Source organism: Pedobacter sp. GW456-11-11-14-TSB4, from assembly GCF_059424425.1.
Map to the genome: position 1 here is coordinate 974911 of NZ_JBWKZK010000001.1, position 18923 is coordinate 993833.

Below are 18923 nucleotides of genomic sequence, written 5' to 3' on the forward strand. Positions count from 1 at the left end.
TAAATACTTTTTTGTTGTCATCCTGAGCTTGTTGAAGGAAACAAAAAAGATTGGAGCAAAAAGCGGGACGAAAGATAAGTTGGAACAGGAATTTGCTTTACCAAAAAAATTCTTCAAAAAGAGCTTGGCAAGTAAGATTGCCACGTCGTTGCCTCCTGGCAATAACGGGTAGGCTATAAAACAAAAAAAGTCCCGATTGCTCGGGACTTTTTAAATATGATTTAAATGCTAATTAAGCACCTAATTGTACGCGTTTGAAAGCAGTTACAGTTAAACCTTTAACTGTATTGTCTAAAAATTTACGAACATCCATAGAACCGTCTTTTACAAACTCTTGGTTTAATAAAGTACTGTCTTTGTAGAATTTGTTCAATTTACCAGCAGCAATTTTTTCTACCATTTCTTCTGGTTTACCTTCTTGACGAATTACATCTTTAGCAATTTCGATTTCACGCTCAATAGTAGCTGGATCAACACCATCTTTATCAACTGCAACCGGGTTCATAGCAGCAATTTGCATTGCAACATCTTTACCAGCATCAGTAATATCTGTACCATTAGCACCTTCGAATACTACTAAAACGCCCATTTTACCATTTGAGTGGATATAAGAAACGATTTTTTCGCCAGATACGTTTGCGTATTCTTGAATTACGATTTTCTCGCCAATTTTACCAGTCAATTCAGTAATAGTTTCTGCAACTGTACGTCCATCTTCTAATGTAATTGCTGATAATTCTTCTGCAGAAGCAGGATTGTTAGCAACTGCTGCAGCTAAAACAGCTTGAGCAAGATTACGGAAATCTTCAACTTTAGAAACTGGTTCAGTTTCGCAAGCTAAAGCTACTAATTTACCATTTGTACCATCTGCAGAAACTTGGATTGATACTAAACCTTCAGAGGTAGCATTACCAGAACGAGCAGCAGATACTTTTTGACCTTTTTTGCGCAATAAATCAACCGCAGCCTCGAAATCGCCATTAGCTTCTACTAAAGCTTTTTTGCAATCCATCATACCAGCGCCAGTTTGTTGGCGAAGTTTATTTACATCTGCGGCAGTAATTTGTACTGTTGACATTTTATGAATTTTAGCCCCCCTCGTTCCCCCCAGATGGGGGGAGGAGCGAGATGTTTATCTAATATTTATTAAAAAGTCCTCCCTTCTGGGGAGGATTTAGGAGGGGCTTATCCCTCTGTAGAATCTTCTGCTCCAGCTTGAGCTTCAGCAGTTTCTTTTTTAGTTGGTCTTTTCTCACCAGCAGCTCTAGGCTCTTTAGTTTCAGGAGCATCAGCAGCAGCTTTAACAGCTACAGCTTCTTTTTCAGCTTCATCATCTTTTTCGCGTTTGCGCTCATCTAAACCTTCTTCAATTGCTTTGATAATTACATCAGTAATCAATAAAATTGATTTAGTTGCATCATCATTCGCTGGAATTGGGAAATCGATGTTAGATGGATCAGAGTTAGTATCAACCATTGCAAAAGTTGGGATGTTTAATTTCATCGCTTCTGCTACAGCAATATGCTCTTTTTTAACGTCGATTAAGAAAATTGCAGCCGGTAAACGGTTTAAATCTGCAATACCGCCTAATAAACTTTCTAATTTGATACGCTCACGTTGAATCATCAAACGCTCTTTTTTAGAAAGAATTGAGTAAGTACCATCTTTAGTCATTTTATCGATGGTAACCATCTTTTTAATTGACTTGCGAACAGTTGCAAAGTTGGTTAACATACCACCTAACCAACGCTCGGTTACGAAAGGCATGTTTACTTTTCTTGCTTGCTCAGCAACAATTTCTTTAGCTTGTTTCTTAGTAGCTACGAATAAGATCTTACGACCTGATTTTACGATTTGTTTAATCGCGGCAGCAGCCTCTTCAGTTTTAGTTAAAGTTTTGTTTAAATCTATAATGTGAATCCCATTGCGTTCCATAAAAATATATGGTGCCATTTTCGGATTCCATTTGCGGGTAAGGTGACCAAAGTGTACACCTGCATCCAATAAGTCTTGATATGTAGTTCTTGCCATTGTGTTTGTCTCCTTTAAGATTAACGTTTACTGAATTGGAATTTCTTACGTGCTTTTTTACGTCCTGGTTTTTTACGCTCAACCATACGCATATCACGGGTAACTAACCCTTTAGCACGTAATGCTGGTTTTTTCTCAGCATCTAATTCAACAATAGCCTTAGCAATTGCTAAGCGAACAGCTCCTGCTTGTCCATTCACTCCACCACCTTTTACATTTACGGTAACATCATATTTACCAAGCAATTCAGAAACTTCTAAAGCTTGATTAACAACGTATTGTAATGGTAATGTTGGGAAATATTCTTTGTGGTCTTTACCGTTAACGGTAATAACGCCGCTGCCTTCTTTTAAATAGATACGGGCAACTGCAGTTTTTCTTCTACCTGAAGTATTTGTAACTGACATTTCTTTTCTCTTTTAATTAAAGTTTAATGGTTTTTGGTGCTTGTGCCGAGTGCGGGTGTGCATCTCCTGCGTAAACAAAAAGATTGGTGTACAATTTTTTGCCTAATTTAGTTTTTGGTAACATACCACGAACAGCCTTCTCAACTACGCGAGTAGGGTGTTTTGCCATTAATTCTTTAGGAGAAATAAATTTCTGACCACCTGGATAACCAGTATAAGAAACATATTGTTTATCACTAAACTTGTTTCCTGTCAGTTTTACCTTGTCTGCATTAATAACGATAACGTTATCACCGCAGTCTACGTTTGGGGTAAACTCTGGCTTGTGTTTTCCTCTAATAATCATCGCGATTTTAGAAGACAAGCGCCCCAAAATCTCTCCTTGTGCATCAACTACAACCCACTGTTTATTAACAGTTTTGGCATTGGCAGAGACAGTTTTGTAACTTAACGTATTCACTTGCTTTTATTTAATTTGTTAAAAAATATATTTATTCCCTGTTTTTTAGGGACTGCAAAGATAGGGAGAATACTTTAATTGTCAAACAGTTGAGAGAAAAAAGTTTGACGATTTGGGTTTGGCGGCCAGCGATGATGTGGTTTAGTTATAAAAAAGCTCAAAATCAATCTATTAATTGAGCTTTGAAAAGCAGGAACTGCAGCTTTTTTTAGAACAGGTCTGGCTTTGCGCTTAATCTTTTTGGCGTTCGTTTATCGTCCTATCAAACCATAGATAGAAATTTCAAAGTCGGAAGAAGATATCAAACAGATTTCTCAGTCGTACCTCCTTCGAAATGACGCAACCAAAAAGGATATCGCTGCAATCCAGTTTAGATGGCAAGGGTTGTGTAAAGAAATGGAGGTTGTAAATTGTGCTACAAATCATCAGGCTTAAAACAAATTCGTTTTCTGGGTTAGTTTTCTTTGTCAATTAGTTTATCTAAATAACTAAAACCCAATTCTATATTTTTATCATTGTGTTGTAGATGTTTTTAATGTCGGCAATTTCAAGTTTCAATTCTGTATGTTCATTTAGTAAATTTCTCAGCCTTGTAAAAATTCTTACAATTTGAATATTCACTTGTATAGCTTGTTGGTTATTTAAAACACTAGACAACATTAACACCCCATGTTCGGTAAAAACATATGGTAATTTTCTTCTTACACCACGCCCTTTCTTTGATATCTCAATTTGCGATATCAAAGATTTAAATTCCTCATCAGAAAGCTGAAACATAAAATCTTCAGGAAATCTGTCTATATTTCTACTGACTTGCTCATTGAGTCTTTTCGTTTCTACGCCAAGTTCTGCTAAATCGCTATCAAGCATCACTTTTTGATTTCTTATTACATAAATTTTATTCACAACAATATCATCTGATAGTATTGCAAGAGTTTGTTTTTTGGTTATAGGTATACCAGATATGAAAATATTTTGGCTTTTGAGGTCGCAATTTGCGACTTCAAAAAGCCTCTAAACTAAAAAAGCCCAAACATTAATTACTTGGGCTCTCATTAATTATATGGTTAGCCTATCTTTTCCTCAACATAATAGCCATGGTTTTAACTTCTGGTTCACCATCTTTTGTATCAAACATTTCCATATATTGAGTTTTATCATCAATAATTTTTACGGTTTCTCTCATCATGATATCTTTACCGGTAGTTACATCGGTAGCTTTTCCTTTTAAATTCATGGTCATGGTCTTATCGTCAAATGTACCTTCTAAGTACATTAAGCCAGTTCCCATATTATCAATCCAAGTGCTAATATAAACTTTCCGTGAGTTATCAAAAGCCAATGTATTCATTCCTTTAAAGGGCATGCCATCAACATCGCCTTCATATTCCGATTGTTGATACCTTCCACCTAAAATCATTTCAGTTTCACAAACAGCTTTATTTACACTGCTATCTGCGCCCATGTAAAATGTTAATTCAGCATCCCATTTTCCGTCGGCTTTCGCCAACATTTGGTGTGGCTCGCTAGGCGTCATATAGGCAGCCCAAGCCTTGTTCATGGCGGCAGTATCAACATTTTTAGAAGCTTCAACTTTAGGACTATCACTTGTAGAAGCTTTTTTCTCACTGTTGCAAGCACTTGCTAATAAGGCCAAACAGCTTAAAGACATGATTAATTTTTTCATTATTATAATTTTTGTTAATGGTTAATCTAATTTAAACAATTGAACTAACTATTTGTTCTTTAGCGCTTTTACTCCATATAAAATAAAATGTACAGCAATTGAAATGATAAAAAAACTTCCAAATATTAAATAGGTATTTACATCATTACTTACAAATCCATATGCTAAAGATGCGCTTATGATATTATAAATTCCGTACGCCGTAAAGCTAACATAATACAAACTCCAAAACCCAACTATAAAATGCCAAATGCTCCACTTCAAATTTTCTTGCTGGCATGCCCTTAAGGCTAACCAGCTAAAAATAATAACAAAAAATATACCTACTGAATTGATGCTTATTGTTTTAAAGTAAAACAATACATAAACTATAACAAGCATTAAATTTAAGTACGAGATTTTTTGAAGCATATAACTAACCGCTATTTTTTACAATATTAATGAACAATATCAATTCTATTTTGTTAGAAAAACATTAAAACTTATGATTATGACAAAGCAAACAAAAATATTAGCAGGCGTTTTAGCTGGAGCTGCATTAGGTGCAGTAGTAGCATTGGTAATTGCATCAGATAAAGATGATGAATTAAAAGGAAAAGTAAGCGATTGGTTTTGCGATCTTTTAGATAGTTCTAAAGATAAATTTTCTACTATTAAAGATAACGTAAAAGATAAATTAGCTAACGTTAAAATACCTAGTTAATTTGGAGGCAACTAGTGACTTTTTAGGCCTAACAATTTCGGCTTTCTTAAAAACCATAATTTTAGGAATTGGCGCAGTTTTACTTGGCCTTACAATAAAATTTATACTAGTTAAATCTTTTAAATTTTTTGCTCGTTTTTGGGCAAAAATTCAAATCCAATCGATACTTAAACATTTAAGTAGCCCGATTGGATTTTTTATTCCGCTTCTATTTTTGAGCATATCCAGCAATTATATGCTTATATCTACAGGCTCAAGATTACAATTTTTAAAGCTACTAGAAGTTTTATTAACTATAAATTTTGCTTTAATTTTAATCGGGGCTATTGGTGTTTTAAAAGATATAGTTGCGCATAAGTATGATTTAAACAAAGAAAACAATTTAAGAGAACGCAAAATAAGAACACAGTTACAATTTTTAAGAAAATTTGTAATTGTACTGATTGTGTTGGTAACCACGGCTATAGTGTTGCTCAGTTTTGAAAGCATGCGAAAAATTGGCGCTGGTTTACTTACAGGTGTTGGCATAGGCGGAATTATCATCGGCTTTGCTGCACAAAAATCTTTAACCAACTTACTGGCGGGCTTTCAAATTGCTTTTACTCAGCCCATAAGAATTGACGACGTTTTGGTAGTTGAAGGTGAATGGGGCAGAGTTGAAGAAATTTCCTTAACCTATGTGGTGGTAAGCATCTGGGATCAACGTAGATTAATTTTACCAATTACCTATTTTATTGAAAAACCATTTCAGAATTGGACCAGAGTTTCTGCAGAATTATTGGGAACTGTGTTTTTGTATGTAGATTACAACTTACCTATTCCGCCTTTACGGGATGAATTAACTAGGCTTTTAAATGCTCATCCCCTTTGGGATAAAAGAGTAAATGTGGTGCAGGTTACAGATAATAAAGAGTTAAATGTTGAAGTGCGTTTTCTAATGAGCGCAAGAAATTCTGGACAAGCATTTGATTTACGCTGCGATATTCGCGAAAACATGATTGCTTTTATTAGAGAAAATTACCCTGATAGTTTACCAAAAACGCGTTTGGAAATTAATCCGTCTCAAAAAAATCTTTTTGGCTCATCTGCCCAATAAACAATTTTTTACCTTTACCAAATGGATGCATTTGGAAACGCCATTAGCGATTTTTATAAAACTGGCAAAGCCGATGTTTTGTGGCTACACAACTCATACGGAGAAGTAGAAGAAATGCCTATCGACTTGTTCTTTAGGGGCGAAGATGAAATGCCTTTTTTAGAACATAAAGCTATTAGTTTATGCTTCGGCAAAATTTTAGATGTTGGTGCAGGTGTTGGTAGCCATGCTTTGTTTTTGCAAGAAATTGGTTTTGATGTAACCGCCATTGATATCTCCGCCGATGCGGTAAAAATAATGAAACAACGTGGCGTTGAAAAAGCCTTCAAGCAAGACATTTATTTACTAAAAGAAAAATACGACACGTTATTATTCTTAATGAATGGAATTGGCCTAACTGGAACTTTACAAGGTTTTACTGATTTTTTGACAAAAGCCAAAGAAATGATTAATCCAGGAGGGCAGCTAATTTTTGACACATCAGATATTTCTTATTTATACGAAGATTTAGAAAAACCAACAAACCAGTATTTTGGCGAAGTAAGTTATTGTTACGAGTACAAAAACCAAAAAGGTAGCTGGTTCAATTGGTTATATTTAGATCAAGCTACCTTAGCTCTAATTGCCGATCAAAACGGCTGGAAATTAGAAATTATTTTTGAAGACGGTGAAGATCAATATTTAGCGAAATTGACTTTGAATATAGATTAAAAGAAAGTTAGCCTAGTCTGAGACATAACCAAATACTTAGACTATGCTACCGATAACTGTATGTACACCTCAGAATAGCGAAATGCACAAATAAAAAACTAAGCTTTTTCTTCCCAAATACAAGCTATATTAATTATCGTTTGTACAGCTTTTTCCATATCCTGCACCGAAACCCATTCTTGTTTACTATGAAAAGCATGCTCGCTAGCAAAAACATTAGGACAAGGCAGTCCCATAAAAGATAATCGAGAACCATCTGTACCACCCCTTATGCTTCTTTTAATTGGCTGCACACCTGCTCTTTCTATTGCTTCAAAGCCATATGCCACAACTTGAGGATACTGATCAAGCATTTTTTTCATGTTACGGTATTGTTCATGCACACTCAACAGATAAGTAGAATTTGGATACGAATGCATCACTTCTTTCACCACATTTTCTAAGGTTGATGTATGTGCCTTTAACAATTCATCATCAAAATCTCTAATGATAAAATGTGCTTCGGCCTGTTCGGCATTACCTTTAATATCAACCGGATGAATAAATCCTTCTTTGACACTAGTTGCTTCTGGCGTTAATTTATCTTTAGGCAAAGCAGATAAAATATCAGCCAATGCTTTAATTGCACTTTCCATTTTACCCTTTGCAAAACCTGGATGCGCACTTACCCCATTGATAATCAGTTGCACACCATCTGCAGAAAAAGTTTCATCTTCAATTGAACCTAAAGTTTCACCATCAATAGTGTAGGCAAAATCAGCATTAAGCTTTTTTAAGTCTACTTTATCCACACCTCGTCCAATTTCTTCATCAGGAGTAAATAAGACTTTGATTTCACCATGTTTTACAGATTGATTTTGCATTAAAAATGCTGCAGCCTCCATAATTTCGGCTACTCCAGCTTTATTGTCTGCACCTAAAAGCGTTTTTCCACTTGCAGTAATAATGTCGTTTCCTATTTGGTGAATTAGATCTTTATGATCTTTTAATTTAATGACTACAGCATTGTCATCTGGCAAAACTAAATCCTCTCCTTGGTAATTTTTATGAATAATCGGTTTTACATTTTCCCCACTACAATCTGGCGAGGTATCCATATGAGAACAAAAGCAAATTACTGGTACAGCTTTATTTGTTTTGGCAGGAATTGTTGCGTATACATATCCATTTACATCCATATGTGCATCTGCAATACCTATTTCCAAAAGTTCTGCTACCAACTCTTTGCCCAAATTCTTTTGTTTTTGGGTTGATGGGCAACTTGAAGAACTTGCATCAGACTGGGTATCTATTTGAGCATATTTAATAAAACGTTCTTGTAATTTTGAGTTGTTATTGGTGTAAGTATTCATGGTTTTCAAAATTAATACTTAAAAAATGGAATAAAGATTATATTTTTGTACATAAACGTATAAATTACAAGCACTTGAAAAAAATACTAGCTATTCTTTCTTTTATATCTCTAACAACAATTGCTTTTGGCCAAGTAAATTTTTATAAAATTGGAGTTGGTGCTGGTTTGGGCACAACAATTTCTTATGCTGATGTAAGAGAAAAAAGCCAAAGTTATGCAGGATATATTTCAGCAGATTATAACCTTACCGCATTTGTTACTGCAGGTTTAGAGTTTCAGGCCGGACAAATTAAAGGTGGCGATATTATAACAAACCCTCATAACAGACAATTTAAAAATAATTTTAAAGCGCTAACCTTAAATGGTAAGGTGGCTATTGGGCAATTTTTTGATTACGAGAGAAATAACTTTTTGAACGTGATTAAAGGGCTATATTTTGGTGTGGGTTTAGGTGCAATACAAAACAACATGAAATATATTGTTCGTTATAAACCTAATACCGAAGCACAATATCCTCCACTTGGATATGAATTTCCTGGAGATGACAAAAGCACAAACTTATTAATGCCTGTTAATTTAGGGATGAACTTTTATTTTAAAGATGGCAACGATCAATTGAGATATATTTTTAATGTTAATTATCAAGGTAATTTAACTTTTGGTGAGGGCTTAGATGGCTATGATGATCCAATGGCCGTTTTCAAAAATAAGGCTCCAGATATTTATTCATTTTTATCTGTTGGCGTTAAATACAACTTTGGCCCAACAGGTTATTCAAAAAGAATTTTCACTTATTAATATCGTAAATTGAAAAAAATTACGCTTATTTTATTTACACTCGTAGGTATAACTGCAAATGCTCAAACAAACTTTTATAAGTTTACTATAGGCGCTGGAGCAGGAACTGCTGTTGCTTTTGCAGATTTAAAGGATAATACTTTTGCATTTGCAGGATATGGTACCATAGATTATTTAATTACTCCTTATGTTTCTATCGGTTTAGAAGGACAAAAGGGAGAATTAGCAGGAGGCAGTATTACTTTTGATCCAAATAATAGACAATTTATAAACTCATACATTGCCGGCTCAGCAAATGTAAAAGTTGCCCTGGGAGAATTTTTAACCTCGTATCATTTAAGAAACGATTTTTTATATCATATCCGCGGATTATATACTGGCGTAGGCTTTGGATACATTAAAAACAAGATCTCTAATGTGAGATATTATGGTGATAATTTTTACCCAGGGGCAGATTCAAGCACCGAAAGCCTAGTTCCTTTTAATTTCGGAATAAATTTCTATTTCCCTAACCAATGGGGGCACAATCGCTTAGCATTAAATTTAAATTTACAACACACCATTGTAATTGGCGAAGGTTTAGATGGTTATGCTTCTTCAGCTTCTCAGCATAATGACATGTATACATTTGCTTCTGCCGGATTAAAATACCACTTTGGTCCGTTTGGATTGGATAGAAGAAGATAACTGCTATCGTTTTTAAATAAAAAAAGTAATTTAGGGCGTTATTCAATAAGTCATTCTATGAAGCGATTATCCCTAATCATATTAGTTTTTTTTACCTTAAATGTTTGGGCTCAACAAACGCCTTATGAGGTAAGCAATCAAAAAGAAACTACCACATATAGCGAAGCAATTAAATTTTATGAAAGTTTAGCAAAAAGTTATCCGAAACAGGCCAAACTATTTACCTATGGAAACACCGACTTTGGCAAACCTTTACATTTAATAGTACTTTCTAAAACCGGGGTTTTTGATCCAACATCTATAAAAAAAGCCGACCAAAGAGTTTTATTAATTAATAATGGTATTCATCCGGGAGAACCCGAAGGAATAGATGCAAGTATGATGTTTGCCAGAGATTTGTTAAAGGCCAATGAGCTGCCCAACAATGTGGTAATTTGCATTATACCAGTTTATAATATTGATGGCAGTCATAACCGCACAGGCACATCTCGTGCCAACCAAAACGGGCCAATTGCTTACGGTTTTAGAGGTAATAGCAAAAATTACGATTTAAATAGAGACTTTATTAAAACTGATTCGAAAAATTCTGAAGCTTTTCAGCAAATATTTAATACTTGGCAACCAGAAATTTTTGTAGATACACACACAAGTAATGGCGCTGACTATCAGTACACCATGACTTTAATACCAACCCAGAAAGATAAACTGAACCCAATTTTGGCGAAGTATTTAACAGAAACAATGGTGCCAGATTTGTATAGCCAAATGAAAACCAAAGGTTTTGAATTGATACCCTATGTAAACTCAATTGGCGAAACACCAGAAACAGGAATTACTGGTTTTATTGAATATCCACGCTATTCAACTGGTTATGCTGCATTGCACAATACCATCGGGTTTATGCCAGAAACACATATGCTCAAAAGTTTCGATCAACGTGTAGCATCAACCTATAAATTACTAGTTACCTATAAGGATATTGTAACAAGAGATGCCAAAATTATTGGAGAAAATAAACGCAAAGCGGATGAGTATACTGCTAAAAAAAACGAGTTTGCCATAGATTGGAAATTAGACAGGTCTGTTTATGATAGCATTGAATTTAAAGGTTATGCTGCAAAATATAAACCAAGTGAAATTAGTGGCTTAAACCGATTATATTACGATAGAAGTGAGCCTTTTACTAAAACCATTAAATATTACAATAATTTTGAGCCTAGCTTAGTTGTTAGCAAACCCATCGCCTATGTTATACCAAAAGCTTGGGATAAAGTTATCGCTCTGCTAAAATTAAACAATGTAAAAATGTATCAATTAGCGTCTGATGTTAAGTTAGACTTGGATATGTATTACATTGGAGATCTGAAAACGAGCACTCGCCCTTACGAAGGTCATTACCAGCACTCGGCAGTTAATTTAACTACAACTTCACAAAATATTCAATTTTACCAAGGTGATTATGTGGTGTATGTTAACCAGCCAGCGAACAGATACATTGTAGAAACACTAGAACCACAAGCAGTTGATTCTTTCTTTAATTGGAACTTTTTCGATTCTATTTTGGGGCAGAAAGAAGGCTATTCTAATTACGTTTTTGAAGATACTGGAGCAGATTTATTGAAAAAAGATCTATCGTTAAAAGCAAAGCTTGATGCAGAAAAGCAAAAAAATCCAGACCTTGCCAAAAGCGCCAGAATGCAATTAGATTTTGTGTATAAAAACTCTGATTATTTCGAAAAAACAACCATGCGTTATCCGATAGGGAGATTAACGCAAAACACCAAACTAAACCTAAAATAATATGATGCAATACTTAAATGAAACTCCTGTAGCTTCAATTATATTTTTATTTACCATTATTACGAGTGTCTATGCTTTTAATGATGCTTCGCTTTATGGCAAATTTATGCTACATCCCTATTCTGTAGCCAATGGCAAAAAATACTACACATTTATTACTAGCGGGCTAATTCATGCAGATTGGATGCACCTATTTTTTAACATGTTTACTTTTGTAGCTTTTGCCTTTAAACTAGAAACCTTGTTAGGTCATTGGCAATTTGGCTTACTATATTTTGCAAGTATGGTTTTAGCAGATATCCCATCGGTATTAAAACACAAAGAAGACTTTAGATATAATAGTTTGGGAGCTTCTGGAGCAATTAGTGCTGTTGTGTTTAGCTACATTTTGTTTTTCCCATTAAGCAAACTGATTATATTTCCGATCCCGTTTGGAATATGGGCAATTGCTTATGGAGTTTTATACCTGATCTATTGTTACTACATGTCTAAACAGTCGAGAGACAACATTAACCACGATGCCCACCTTTTTGGGGCATTATCTGGCATTGTAATTACGCTAATTTTAACACCCGGAATAATCCCACATTTTTTGGGTGAGTTAGGCTTGGGCGGGTAAAAAAGGACTTTCAAAATAACTCATTGGTGCTCTTGGATCCTTAATGATTTCAAAAAGCGTATGTCCCCATGGTTTCCAGAAATTTTCTAAAACCTGTCCATAAGTTTTATGAGCCCAAGCATCAAAAAGAGGTTTGTTTTGCATGCCTTGCAGAGGCATGGCATCAATGTAAATCACGCCATCAACTGGCATTACTGTATATTCTGGTAAGCGATTAAATAAATAAGCCGAGTAAAAAAAGCGAGCGGCAATTTCTTCGAACTGCTGTTCAGAAAGTTTTTGGCCATTAATAGCGTTCAAAATTTCTTGATGGTATCTTTTGTTTGTTCCGTTGTCTTGCAAGCAAGCCACAATCCCGAAATCTTTAAATTTTAGAGAGAAAGTTAAGGTGTTAATTTCATCTCTAAAACTAAATGCCGTTTCTTCATTTTCTAATGGCAAAACAACGATAGACCAAGCCGTAAAATCTTCTAAAACTACTTTGCGGTAAATACTTTGCAACATGGTGTGTAAGTTGCCAAATTTGTGCATCAAACCTTGCGACATGTTCATTCCATCGCCACTTAATTGCTGTAAACGAATAGCTCCCTGCATTTCGATATATAAAAAGCTATACATCAGTTTACCAATCCAATTAAATAAATCAACTTCTGGCAAAGCCGAAACACCAGCATAACCTTTACCAAAAGCTAAAGCAATTTTATCTTCTAATGGCGAAACAAATTCATCATAAACTTTGGCGCTACAAGGCACAACTAAACTTCTATAGGTTCTTATTGTCTCGTCCAATAATTGGATTTTTTCATCGCCAGTTAAATTAGCCATACTCAATAACCAATCGGGCAAAACATTAACCGTTGCCAAAGGCGATGAAAAAGTATCACCACTTAAAAAGCATTTGTCGTTCTTAAAATCGAAATTTTTGAAAGGATTGTATACAGCTGTACTCATTTGCTGCAATATTAGTGAATAAATTTTTGTTAAGAGTTTACGGTAGAAATTTTAACTTTTGGATTATAATCGTTAGCTATTTAATTAAAATTTTTAATTTTAATTATTAAAAGCGTTAATCCAATAGACTGTTTTTACATTCAAAAAGTAACCTAATTGCCCTTATGAAATTTATCATCCTACTAATTTGCACATTATCATTTCATCTTTCATTAAGGGCGCAAACCATAAAATCTTTGCTGTATTTGCATGAGAATATGATTTATTTTAAAGGTAAGCCCAAGCAAATAAAAGAAACAAACACTTCTTATTATCAATCAGGCGAGACATCAGTTCAAAAAACAATAACAAGTTTTGATCAATATGCTTTGCCATTGTCAAAAACCTTTTTAAGAGATGACGGTTCGATTTCATCAACAGTAAATTACAGATTTGATACAGTTAAAAGAGTTTTACTTGAAAGTAATATCGTAGAGAAAAATCCAAAAAATCCAACCAACAAATTAAAGACTGTTTATTTTTATGATGATAAAGGTCTTTATAAGCTTCAACAATTGAACAAATATGGAGCTGTTCTTTCAGAATTATTAATTAAGAACAATGAACAAGGTTTACCTATTGAGCTAAAACTTTATGAACCGAAAGAATATTTCTTTGGCAGTGAGAAAGCAGAATATCTCTTAGACAAAAATAAAGTTATCGTTAGCGTATTTAACAACGATGGGTCACTAGTTAATAAAGATACAGCAAATATAAATTTTAGAAATGCTTATAAATATCCTGAGCCTAATTTTAAATATGATGGAAATATTATTTCAGCAAAAACAAAATTAAGTAGTGGCATAATCAATTATAAAGAATTTGAATATCAATATGATGATAATGGGAATTGGATTAAGCAAAAAGTGTTTAATGTAACTTATGATCCAAAAGGCAAAAAAATGATGGATCTTAAAACTCAGATTGAGAAAAAAATTACTTATTGGAAATAAAACTTCTTTCGACCAATATTACATAGATTTTGAGAAAATCAACAGGAAGTAAAAAGGTTTTTGGTTATTGATAAAAAAATTTGTCATTCCGAGGAACGAGGAATCTCAATGAGCACTTAACAAGGAGATTCTTCGCAAGCTCAGAATGACAATCTACCCAGAATGATAAGAACCCTAATACCTATTGTAAAAATTACTGATCTCATTTACCAACTGTGAATATATAGGCTTGGTAAATTCTACAAATAAAGTTGCTGGTGGTGGCGGTGCAATTTCTCTTCTTCTAGTCATTTGCAACTGTTGGTTGGTTAACGCTCTTTCATCACCACGGTAATTGGCCCAGCTATCTTGCCAAATATAAGTGCCTGGTATATTTTGTTGGCGGATGATTCTCTGAGTTTGGTTATCAAAAATAGTCATTGCTAATAAACCAGACGATGAAACCTGTTTATCGAAAATACTTAACGTAGCAGTAACAGTTCCGTAAATTTTAGCTTTGGATCTGGTTTCGCCAATTACCACACTGTCGCGTTTAATTTTCTCTACACGTTCTTTAACATAGGTTTGTCCCACAATAAAATCTTCAAAGTTTAATCTTAAAATTTGATCTGGATTTACTTTTTGTGCATTTGCTTGTTGTTCTGAGTAGAAAATCACAAAACGATTTTGCTGGTAATTTTTCATAAACTGAGCAACCTGATCCTGAAAATATTGGTTACTCAATTGGTAATAACTGCTATTTACCCTAACTGGCTGTACCACAACTTTCACAACAGCCGCCCAATAAGCTTCATCTAATTTTTGGTTAACATCTTTATAGGCAGGATAAAAATATTGTGCTTTTTCGAAATTGTAATAAGCATTTTTAGCGCTAACTCGATTATTTTCATTAAGCTGATTAACCCCTAATGCATAACGAACCTCAGCTGCTTTAAATTTGGTATCTTCAACTTCGTTGATGTATTTTGGTGGATTTTTAATCAATCCCAATGCCACAGGCGAGCTGTTCACCTCATCACTTAATTGATTAATCTTTTGGTAATGCCCCAAAACAGTCTCCCATCTTAAAACGTCTGATGATAATTTAGCTTCATCAATTTTACGCAAATGCTCCTTTAAAGCTAAATCGTATGCAATTGGCAAAACGTATAATGCTTCCTCATTTTTCGGAGCATTTTTTAAACGATCGATGGCTTTAAATACAGATAAATCGTAGTTGCCTTTTTGCAAAGCATTTTTTCCAGTGGTACATCCAACAATTAGTATGGATAAATAAAGAAAATACCGTAATCTTGAGATAGTTTTCATGGCTATTGGCGTTTAGATGAACAAATATAACCTAAGGTTGTGAAACCCTTTAATGATTAGACGATAAACAATGAAAATAAGTTGCAAGCAGTTTGAATTAGAATTAAAACACCCATTTTCGATAGCGAAATTTACCAGAACAAGTACTCCATTATTGCTGATAAAACTGGATTACGAAGGTTTTACAGGTTATGGCGAAGCGAGCATGGTTCCTTACATGGGCGAGAGCCAAGCAACCGCAGCAGCCTTTTTAGCCAAAGTAGATTTTAACAGGTTTCAACATCCGTTTGATTTTGCTGAAATTCATGCGTATTTAGATGAGATTGAAAAAGGAAATCCGGCAGTAAAAGCAGCTATTGATATAGCTTTAAACGATTTAAATGGCAAAATCTTAAATCAAACTTGTGCTTTAATTTATGGCGCCGATAAAAACAAAATGCCCATTACTTCTTACACTTTAGGGATTGATACGCCTGAAGTTTTAAAAGAAAAAGTTGCCGATGCAAAAGGTTTTAAAGTGTTAAAAATTAAATTGGGTAGAGATAATGATAAAGAGTTGATCCAAACCATTCGCAGCGTAAGCGATTTACCTTTATATGTTGATGCCAACCAAGGCTGGAGCGATAGAAAACAGGCCATTGAAATGTGTTATTGGCTGCACGATCAAGGTGTGTTACTGATTGAACAACCAATGGATAAAAACAATTTGGATGGCAATGCTTGGCTAACCGAACGCAGTCCGATACCCATTATTGCCGACGAAGCCGTACAAAGAATTGGCGATATGGAAACGCTAAAAGGCGCTTACCATGGTATTAACATTAAGCTGATGAAAAGTGCAGGCATGTACGAAGCACACCAAATGATTTTGAAAGCACGTAGCTTTGGTATGAAGGTTTTAATTGGCTGCATGAGCGAAACTTCTATTGCTACTTTAGCCGGTGCAGCGTTAGCGCCACTTTGCGATTGGGCAGATTTAGATGGCCCATTTTTAACGGTTAATAATCCTTTTGAGCAGCCAATATTTGAAGATGGGAAGCATGTTTTAAACGATTTGCCGGGTTTGGGCTTGGTTGGGGGTGAGGGCTTGTTTGGGTAGAATTATTAATTAAACCACAGCATCAGCAACTAACTGACTGAAAAAGTTATCTGTTTCTAATAATTTTGAAGGTGTGCCATTTGCTGTAATCTTTCCATCTTCAATTACGTAAATTCTATCAGCAATTTTAGCAGTTTGCATTTTGTGCGTAATTAACACAATTGCCATTTCATTTTTCAATTGGTTTAGCAATTGCAAGATAAACCGTTCTGTATTTCTATCCATTGAAGCGGTAGCTTCATCTAATAACAAAACTTGAGGCTTGCGGTATAATGCCCTGGCTAAAGCCACCAATTGTTTTTGTCCACCAGAAAGGTTTATTCCTTCTTCGCCAACTAAAGTAAAATAACCTTGTGGCAAAGCTTCAAAGTATTTGTTAAAACCATTCGCATTGCAAAAATCTACAATAGCTAAAATTTCTTCTTGTGTATTTCCTATGGCAATATTATCTAGCAAAGTGCCATTAAACAGTTTTATTTCTTGTGATACAGTAGCTAAAATGTTCCGCCAAGTTGGGGTATAAATATTTTCAATTGATATACCATTTACCAAAATTTCTCCATGTTCTGCTTGGTAAAATTTTTCTAATATTGCCATCGTAGTACTTTTACCACATCCACTTTCTCCTAAAATAGCAATCATTTCGCCTTTGGCTAACTCAAAATTAATGTCTTGTAAAACCGGTTTTCTTCCCGCAAAGCGGAAGGAAATATTTTTAACATTCAATTTTTTAAAATCTAATGGTGTAATTTCTTTCGCTTCAAATTCTGGTTTAATAGATGTAAAATCGTACATCCTATCAAAGGCAACTTTGGCTTCTTGCAATTGTAAATTAATTTGACTTAATCTCGCTACTGCAGGAATCAATGAGCCAGCCAAAGAAATAATGGCCATCATCTCGCCAACCTTTAATTGTTTATTTAGCACCATAAAAGAGGCTGCCGTAATTAGCACTAAACTTAAAACTAAACTAATTACATCTGTGGTTATAGCAAAACGATTACCTAATTTACCTAATGCAAAACTTTGATTTTGCAAAGTGCCATAAACCGTATTTATTTTGTTGGTAAACAAATCTTCTTGGCTATGTGCCTTAATTACCATAATGCCGTTAATGGTATCTATGTAATTACTCTCGTTTACAGCACTTGCCGCCATAACTGCCGCTTGGTGTTTTTTGATGGGTTTGGTATAACTTAAAATAATCAATACAACTACAGGAATAAAAGCAAATGTAATGAGTGCAATGGTTAGTGAATAGTTTATCAAGAAAAACGAAGTAGTTAATAAAATGATAATATCTATAAATACCGAACCCGAAATATAGGCGATGTTTTTTTGAATACGAGCCGTATCATTCATTCTGGTAATCATATCCCCTGTTTTGCGGGTATCGAAAAAAGATTTAGGCAAATGTACCAAGGCTTTAAAAAAACTACCCACTATTCTATTGTTAAAATCTTTGCTTTGCAGTAAAAGAAAATGTTGCCTTATAAAACTTAAACCAGCTCTAATTAACAATACAAAAAACAATAAAACTAAGCTGGTTATTAGTTTTTGTTGGTTACCAGATGGCAATATTTTATCTATGAGCTTTTGTGAGAATATGGCCGTAGCTAAATTTAACACCGTAGCCAATATGCCCAATACCATGGTAATGGTTAAAATATTGATATCATCTTTGATTAAGCCCTTAAACCATAACCATTTGCTGTTAGTTTGCTGTTTTTTATGCTCAAAACTTTCATTTGGTATGAGTTGAAGTAATGTTTTGCTTTGCCAAATTTTGTCTAGTTCGGTTTCTTTGAGTTGGGTTAATCCTTTTGCAGGATCACCAATAATAAATACCCCAAGATAAGCATCGTATCCGTAACAAACCACATAATGTTGAAGGCTTTCTTCAACTAAAACATGTAAAACACACGGTTCATTTAATGCTTTAAGGTTAGGCATATCTGCTTCAAAGGCCTCTGCTGTAAAACCAATTTTATTAGCGCATTGATATAAGCCCAAAAGAGTTGTGCCTGTAATGTTTGTTCCGCTTAATTCACGTAGTTTTTCTAGTGTATTTATGCCGCCATAATACTGTGTTAACGAAAGCAAACAAGCTACGCCACAATCAGACTGGTCTTGCTGTAACGTGAAGGTTTTTTTTAATTTAGATAGATTGAGCATAATTAATTTTGTTTTTAAACCGCAAAAAGCACATAAGACAAAAAA

At 34.4% G+C, this 18923-nt stretch carries 20 protein-coding genes; 9 read left to right on the forward strand and 11 right to left on the reverse strand.

What is annotated here, in order from left to right; genetic code table 11:
• Positions 1-232: 232 nt before the first annotated feature.
• The 7 genes from tsf to AC07XU_RS04410 all read right to left on the reverse strand — a co-directional run bounded on the left by tsf (position 233) and on the right by AC07XU_RS04410 (position 4966).
• On the reverse strand, positions 233-1078 hold the full coding sequence (tsf, locus tag AC07XU_RS04380; RefSeq protein ID WP_494942403.1) for a translation elongation factor Ts: 846 nt from the start codon (positions 1076-1078) through the stop codon (positions 233-235).
• A 107-nt stretch (positions 1079-1185) separates the two neighbouring features.
• On the reverse strand, positions 1186-2031 hold the full coding sequence (gene rpsB, locus AC07XU_RS04385; protein WP_494942404.1) for a 30S ribosomal protein S2: 846 nt from the start codon (positions 2029-2031) through the stop codon (positions 1186-1188).
• 20 nt (positions 2032-2051) lie between these two features.
• On the reverse strand, positions 2052-2438 hold the full coding sequence (rpsI, locus tag AC07XU_RS04390; protein WP_494942405.1) for a 30S ribosomal protein S9: 387 nt from the start codon (positions 2436-2438) through the stop codon (positions 2052-2054).
• 16 nt (positions 2439-2454) lie between these two features.
• Positions 2455-2898, reverse strand: coding sequence for a 50S ribosomal protein L13 (gene rplM / locus AC07XU_RS04395; protein ID WP_136873623.1), 444 nt, complete (start codon positions 2896-2898; stop codon positions 2455-2457).
• Positions 2899-3399: 501 nt separating this feature from the next.
• Positions 3400-3804, reverse strand: a complete 405-nt coding sequence (locus AC07XU_RS04400) for an ORF6N domain-containing protein (protein WP_494942406.1) — start codon at positions 3802-3804, stop codon at positions 3400-3402.
• A gap of 166 nt (positions 3805-3970) precedes the next feature.
• Positions 3971-4585 carry a DUF1579 domain-containing protein gene (locus tag AC07XU_RS04405; RefSeq protein WP_494942407.1) on the reverse strand — a complete coding sequence of 205 codons (615 nt, stop codon included), beginning with the start codon at positions 4583-4585 and terminating at the stop codon, positions 3971-3973.
• A gap of 48 nt (positions 4586-4633) precedes the next feature.
• Positions 4634-4966 carry a hypothetical protein gene (locus AC07XU_RS04410; protein WP_494942408.1) on the reverse strand — a complete coding sequence of 111 codons (333 nt, stop codon included), beginning with the start codon at positions 4964-4966 and terminating at the stop codon, positions 4634-4636.
• A 109-nt stretch (positions 4967-5075) separates the two neighbouring features.
• Here AC07XU_RS04410 and AC07XU_RS04415 point away from each other — a divergent pair, with 109 nt between their 5' ends.
• The 3 genes from AC07XU_RS04415 (at position 5076) to AC07XU_RS04425 (ending at position 7095) form a co-directional block, all read left to right on the forward strand.
• The gene (locus AC07XU_RS04415; protein WP_494942409.1) at positions 5076-5288 is read left to right on the forward strand and encodes a YtxH domain-containing protein; all 213 of its coding nucleotides are present in this window, start codon (positions 5076-5078) and stop codon (positions 5286-5288) included.
• A gap of 235 nt (positions 5289-5523) precedes the next feature.
• Positions 5524-6384 carry a mechanosensitive ion channel family protein gene (locus tag AC07XU_RS04420; protein WP_494942410.1) on the forward strand — a complete coding sequence of 287 codons (861 nt, stop codon included), beginning with the start codon at positions 5524-5526 and terminating at the stop codon, positions 6382-6384.
• A 21-nt stretch (positions 6385-6405) separates the two neighbouring features.
• A complete protein-coding gene (locus AC07XU_RS04425; protein ID WP_494942411.1) occupies positions 6406-7095 on the forward strand; it encodes a class I SAM-dependent methyltransferase in 690 nt (229 codons plus the stop codon).
• Between the two features lie 98 nt (positions 7096-7193).
• On the opposite strand, the gene pepT is transcribed toward AC07XU_RS04425, so the two are convergent.
• The gene (pepT, locus tag AC07XU_RS04430; protein ID WP_494942412.1) at positions 7194-8447 is read right to left on the reverse strand and encodes a peptidase T; all 1254 of its coding nucleotides are present in this window, start codon (positions 8445-8447) and stop codon (positions 7194-7196) included.
• 74 nt (positions 8448-8521) lie between these two features.
• Here pepT and AC07XU_RS04435 point away from each other — a divergent pair, with 74 nt between their 5' ends.
• The 4 genes from AC07XU_RS04435 to AC07XU_RS04450 are packed head-to-tail and all read left to right on the forward strand — an operon-like array spanning position 8522 to position 12353.
• Positions 8522-9247: a hypothetical protein gene (locus AC07XU_RS04435; RefSeq protein WP_494942413.1), complete on the forward strand. Its 726-nt coding sequence runs from the start codon at positions 8522-8524 to the stop codon at positions 9245-9247.
• A gap of 9 nt (positions 9248-9256) precedes the next feature.
• The gene (locus AC07XU_RS04440) at positions 9257-9934 is read left to right on the forward strand and encodes a putative outer membrane beta-barrel protein (protein WP_494942414.1); all 678 of its coding nucleotides are present in this window, start codon (positions 9257-9259) and stop codon (positions 9932-9934) included.
• Positions 9935-9991: 57 nt separating this feature from the next.
• Positions 9992-11734 (forward strand): M14 family metallopeptidase, encoded by a 1743-nt coding sequence (locus tag AC07XU_RS04445; RefSeq protein ID WP_494942415.1) that lies wholly within the window; start codon positions 9992-9994, stop codon positions 11732-11734.
• Between the two features lie 4 nt (positions 11735-11738).
• On the forward strand, positions 11739-12353 hold the full coding sequence (locus AC07XU_RS04450) for a rhomboid family intramembrane serine protease (protein WP_494942991.1): 615 nt from the start codon (positions 11739-11741) through the stop codon (positions 12351-12353).
• Here the strand turns inward: AC07XU_RS04450 and AC07XU_RS04455 are convergent.
• Positions 12336-13304, reverse strand: a complete 969-nt coding sequence (locus AC07XU_RS04455; RefSeq protein WP_494942416.1) for a hypothetical protein — start codon at positions 13302-13304, stop codon at positions 12336-12338. The two genes, AC07XU_RS04450 and AC07XU_RS04455, sit on opposite strands and share 18 nt — an antisense overlap.
• A 164-nt stretch (positions 13305-13468) precedes the next feature.
• Between AC07XU_RS04455 and AC07XU_RS04460 the strand changes: the two genes are divergently transcribed.
• The gene (locus tag AC07XU_RS04460) at positions 13469-14296 is read left to right on the forward strand and encodes a hypothetical protein (protein ID WP_494942417.1); all 828 of its coding nucleotides are present in this window, start codon (positions 13469-13471) and stop codon (positions 14294-14296) included.
• Positions 14297-14470: 174 nt separating this feature from the next.
• Here the strand turns inward: AC07XU_RS04460 and AC07XU_RS04465 are convergent, their stop codons facing one another.
• Positions 14471-15604, reverse strand: coding sequence for a hypothetical protein (locus AC07XU_RS04465; RefSeq protein WP_494942418.1), 1134 nt, complete (start codon positions 15602-15604; stop codon positions 14471-14473).
• Between the two features lie 70 nt (positions 15605-15674).
• On the opposite strand from AC07XU_RS04465, the gene AC07XU_RS04470 reads away from it, so the two are divergent.
• On the forward strand, positions 15675-16703 hold the full coding sequence (locus tag AC07XU_RS04470) for a dipeptide epimerase (RefSeq protein ID WP_494942419.1): 1029 nt from the start codon (positions 15675-15677) through the stop codon (positions 16701-16703).
• Positions 16704-16712: 9 nt separating this feature from the next.
• Here AC07XU_RS04470 and AC07XU_RS04475 read toward each other — a convergent pair whose 3' ends face one another.
• Positions 16713-18878: a peptidase domain-containing ABC transporter gene (locus tag AC07XU_RS04475; protein ID WP_494942420.1), complete on the reverse strand. Its 2166-nt coding sequence runs from the start codon at positions 18876-18878 to the stop codon at positions 16713-16715.
• Between the last annotated feature and the right edge of the window lie 45 nt (positions 18879-18923).

Excerpts from the sequence above, each read along its gene's own strand:
- AC07XU_RS04410 (WP_494942408.1), bottom strand. The coding sequence starts at position 4,966 with ATGCTTGTTATAGTTTATGTATTGTTTTACTTTAAAACAATAAGCATC.
- AC07XU_RS04420 (WP_494942410.1), top strand. The coding sequence starts at position 5,524 with ATGCTTATATCTACAGGCTCAAGATTACAATTTTTAAAGCTACTAGAA.
- AC07XU_RS04445 (WP_494942415.1), top strand. The coding sequence starts at position 9,992 with ATGAAGCGATTATCCCTAATCATATTAGTTTTTTTTACCTTAAATGTT.
- rpsB (WP_494942404.1), bottom strand. The coding sequence starts at position 2,031 with ATGGCAAGAACTACATATCAAGACTTATTGGATGCAGGTGTACACTTT.
- AC07XU_RS04450 (WP_494942991.1), top strand. The coding sequence starts at position 11,739 with ATGCAATACTTAAATGAAACTCCTGTAGCTTCAATTATATTTTTATTT.
- AC07XU_RS04465 (WP_494942418.1), bottom strand. The coding sequence starts at position 15,604 with ATGAAAACTATCTCAAGATTACGGTATTTTCTTTATTTATCCATACTA.
- AC07XU_RS04455 (WP_494942416.1), bottom strand. The coding sequence starts at position 13,304 with ATGAGTACAGCTGTATACAATCCTTTCAAAAATTTCGATTTTAAGAAC.
- pepT (WP_494942412.1), bottom strand. The coding sequence starts at position 8,447 with ATGAATACTTACACCAATAACAACTCAAAATTACAAGAACGTTTTATT.
- tsf (WP_494942403.1), bottom strand. The coding sequence starts at position 1,078 with ATGTCAACAGTACAAATTACTGCCGCAGATGTAAATAAACTTCGCCAA.
- AC07XU_RS04470 (WP_494942419.1), top strand. The coding sequence starts at position 15,675 with ATGAAAATAAGTTGCAAGCAGTTTGAATTAGAATTAAAACACCCATTT.
- AC07XU_RS04460 (WP_494942417.1), top strand. The coding sequence starts at position 13,469 with ATGAAATTTATCATCCTACTAATTTGCACATTATCATTTCATCTTTCA.
- AC07XU_RS04415 (WP_494942409.1), top strand. The coding sequence starts at position 5,076 with ATGACAAAGCAAACAAAAATATTAGCAGGCGTTTTAGCTGGAGCTGCA.
- AC07XU_RS04475 (WP_494942420.1), bottom strand. The coding sequence starts at position 18,878 with ATGCTCAATCTATCTAAATTAAAAAAAACCTTCACGTTACAGCAAGAC.
- AC07XU_RS04425 (WP_494942411.1), top strand. The coding sequence starts at position 6,406 with ATGGATGCATTTGGAAACGCCATTAGCGATTTTTATAAAACTGGCAAA.
- rpsI (WP_494942405.1), bottom strand. The coding sequence starts at position 2,438 with ATGTCAGTTACAAATACTTCAGGTAGAAGAAAAACTGCAGTTGCCCGT.
- AC07XU_RS04405 (WP_494942407.1), bottom strand. The coding sequence starts at position 4,585 with ATGAAAAAATTAATCATGTCTTTAAGCTGTTTGGCCTTATTAGCAAGT.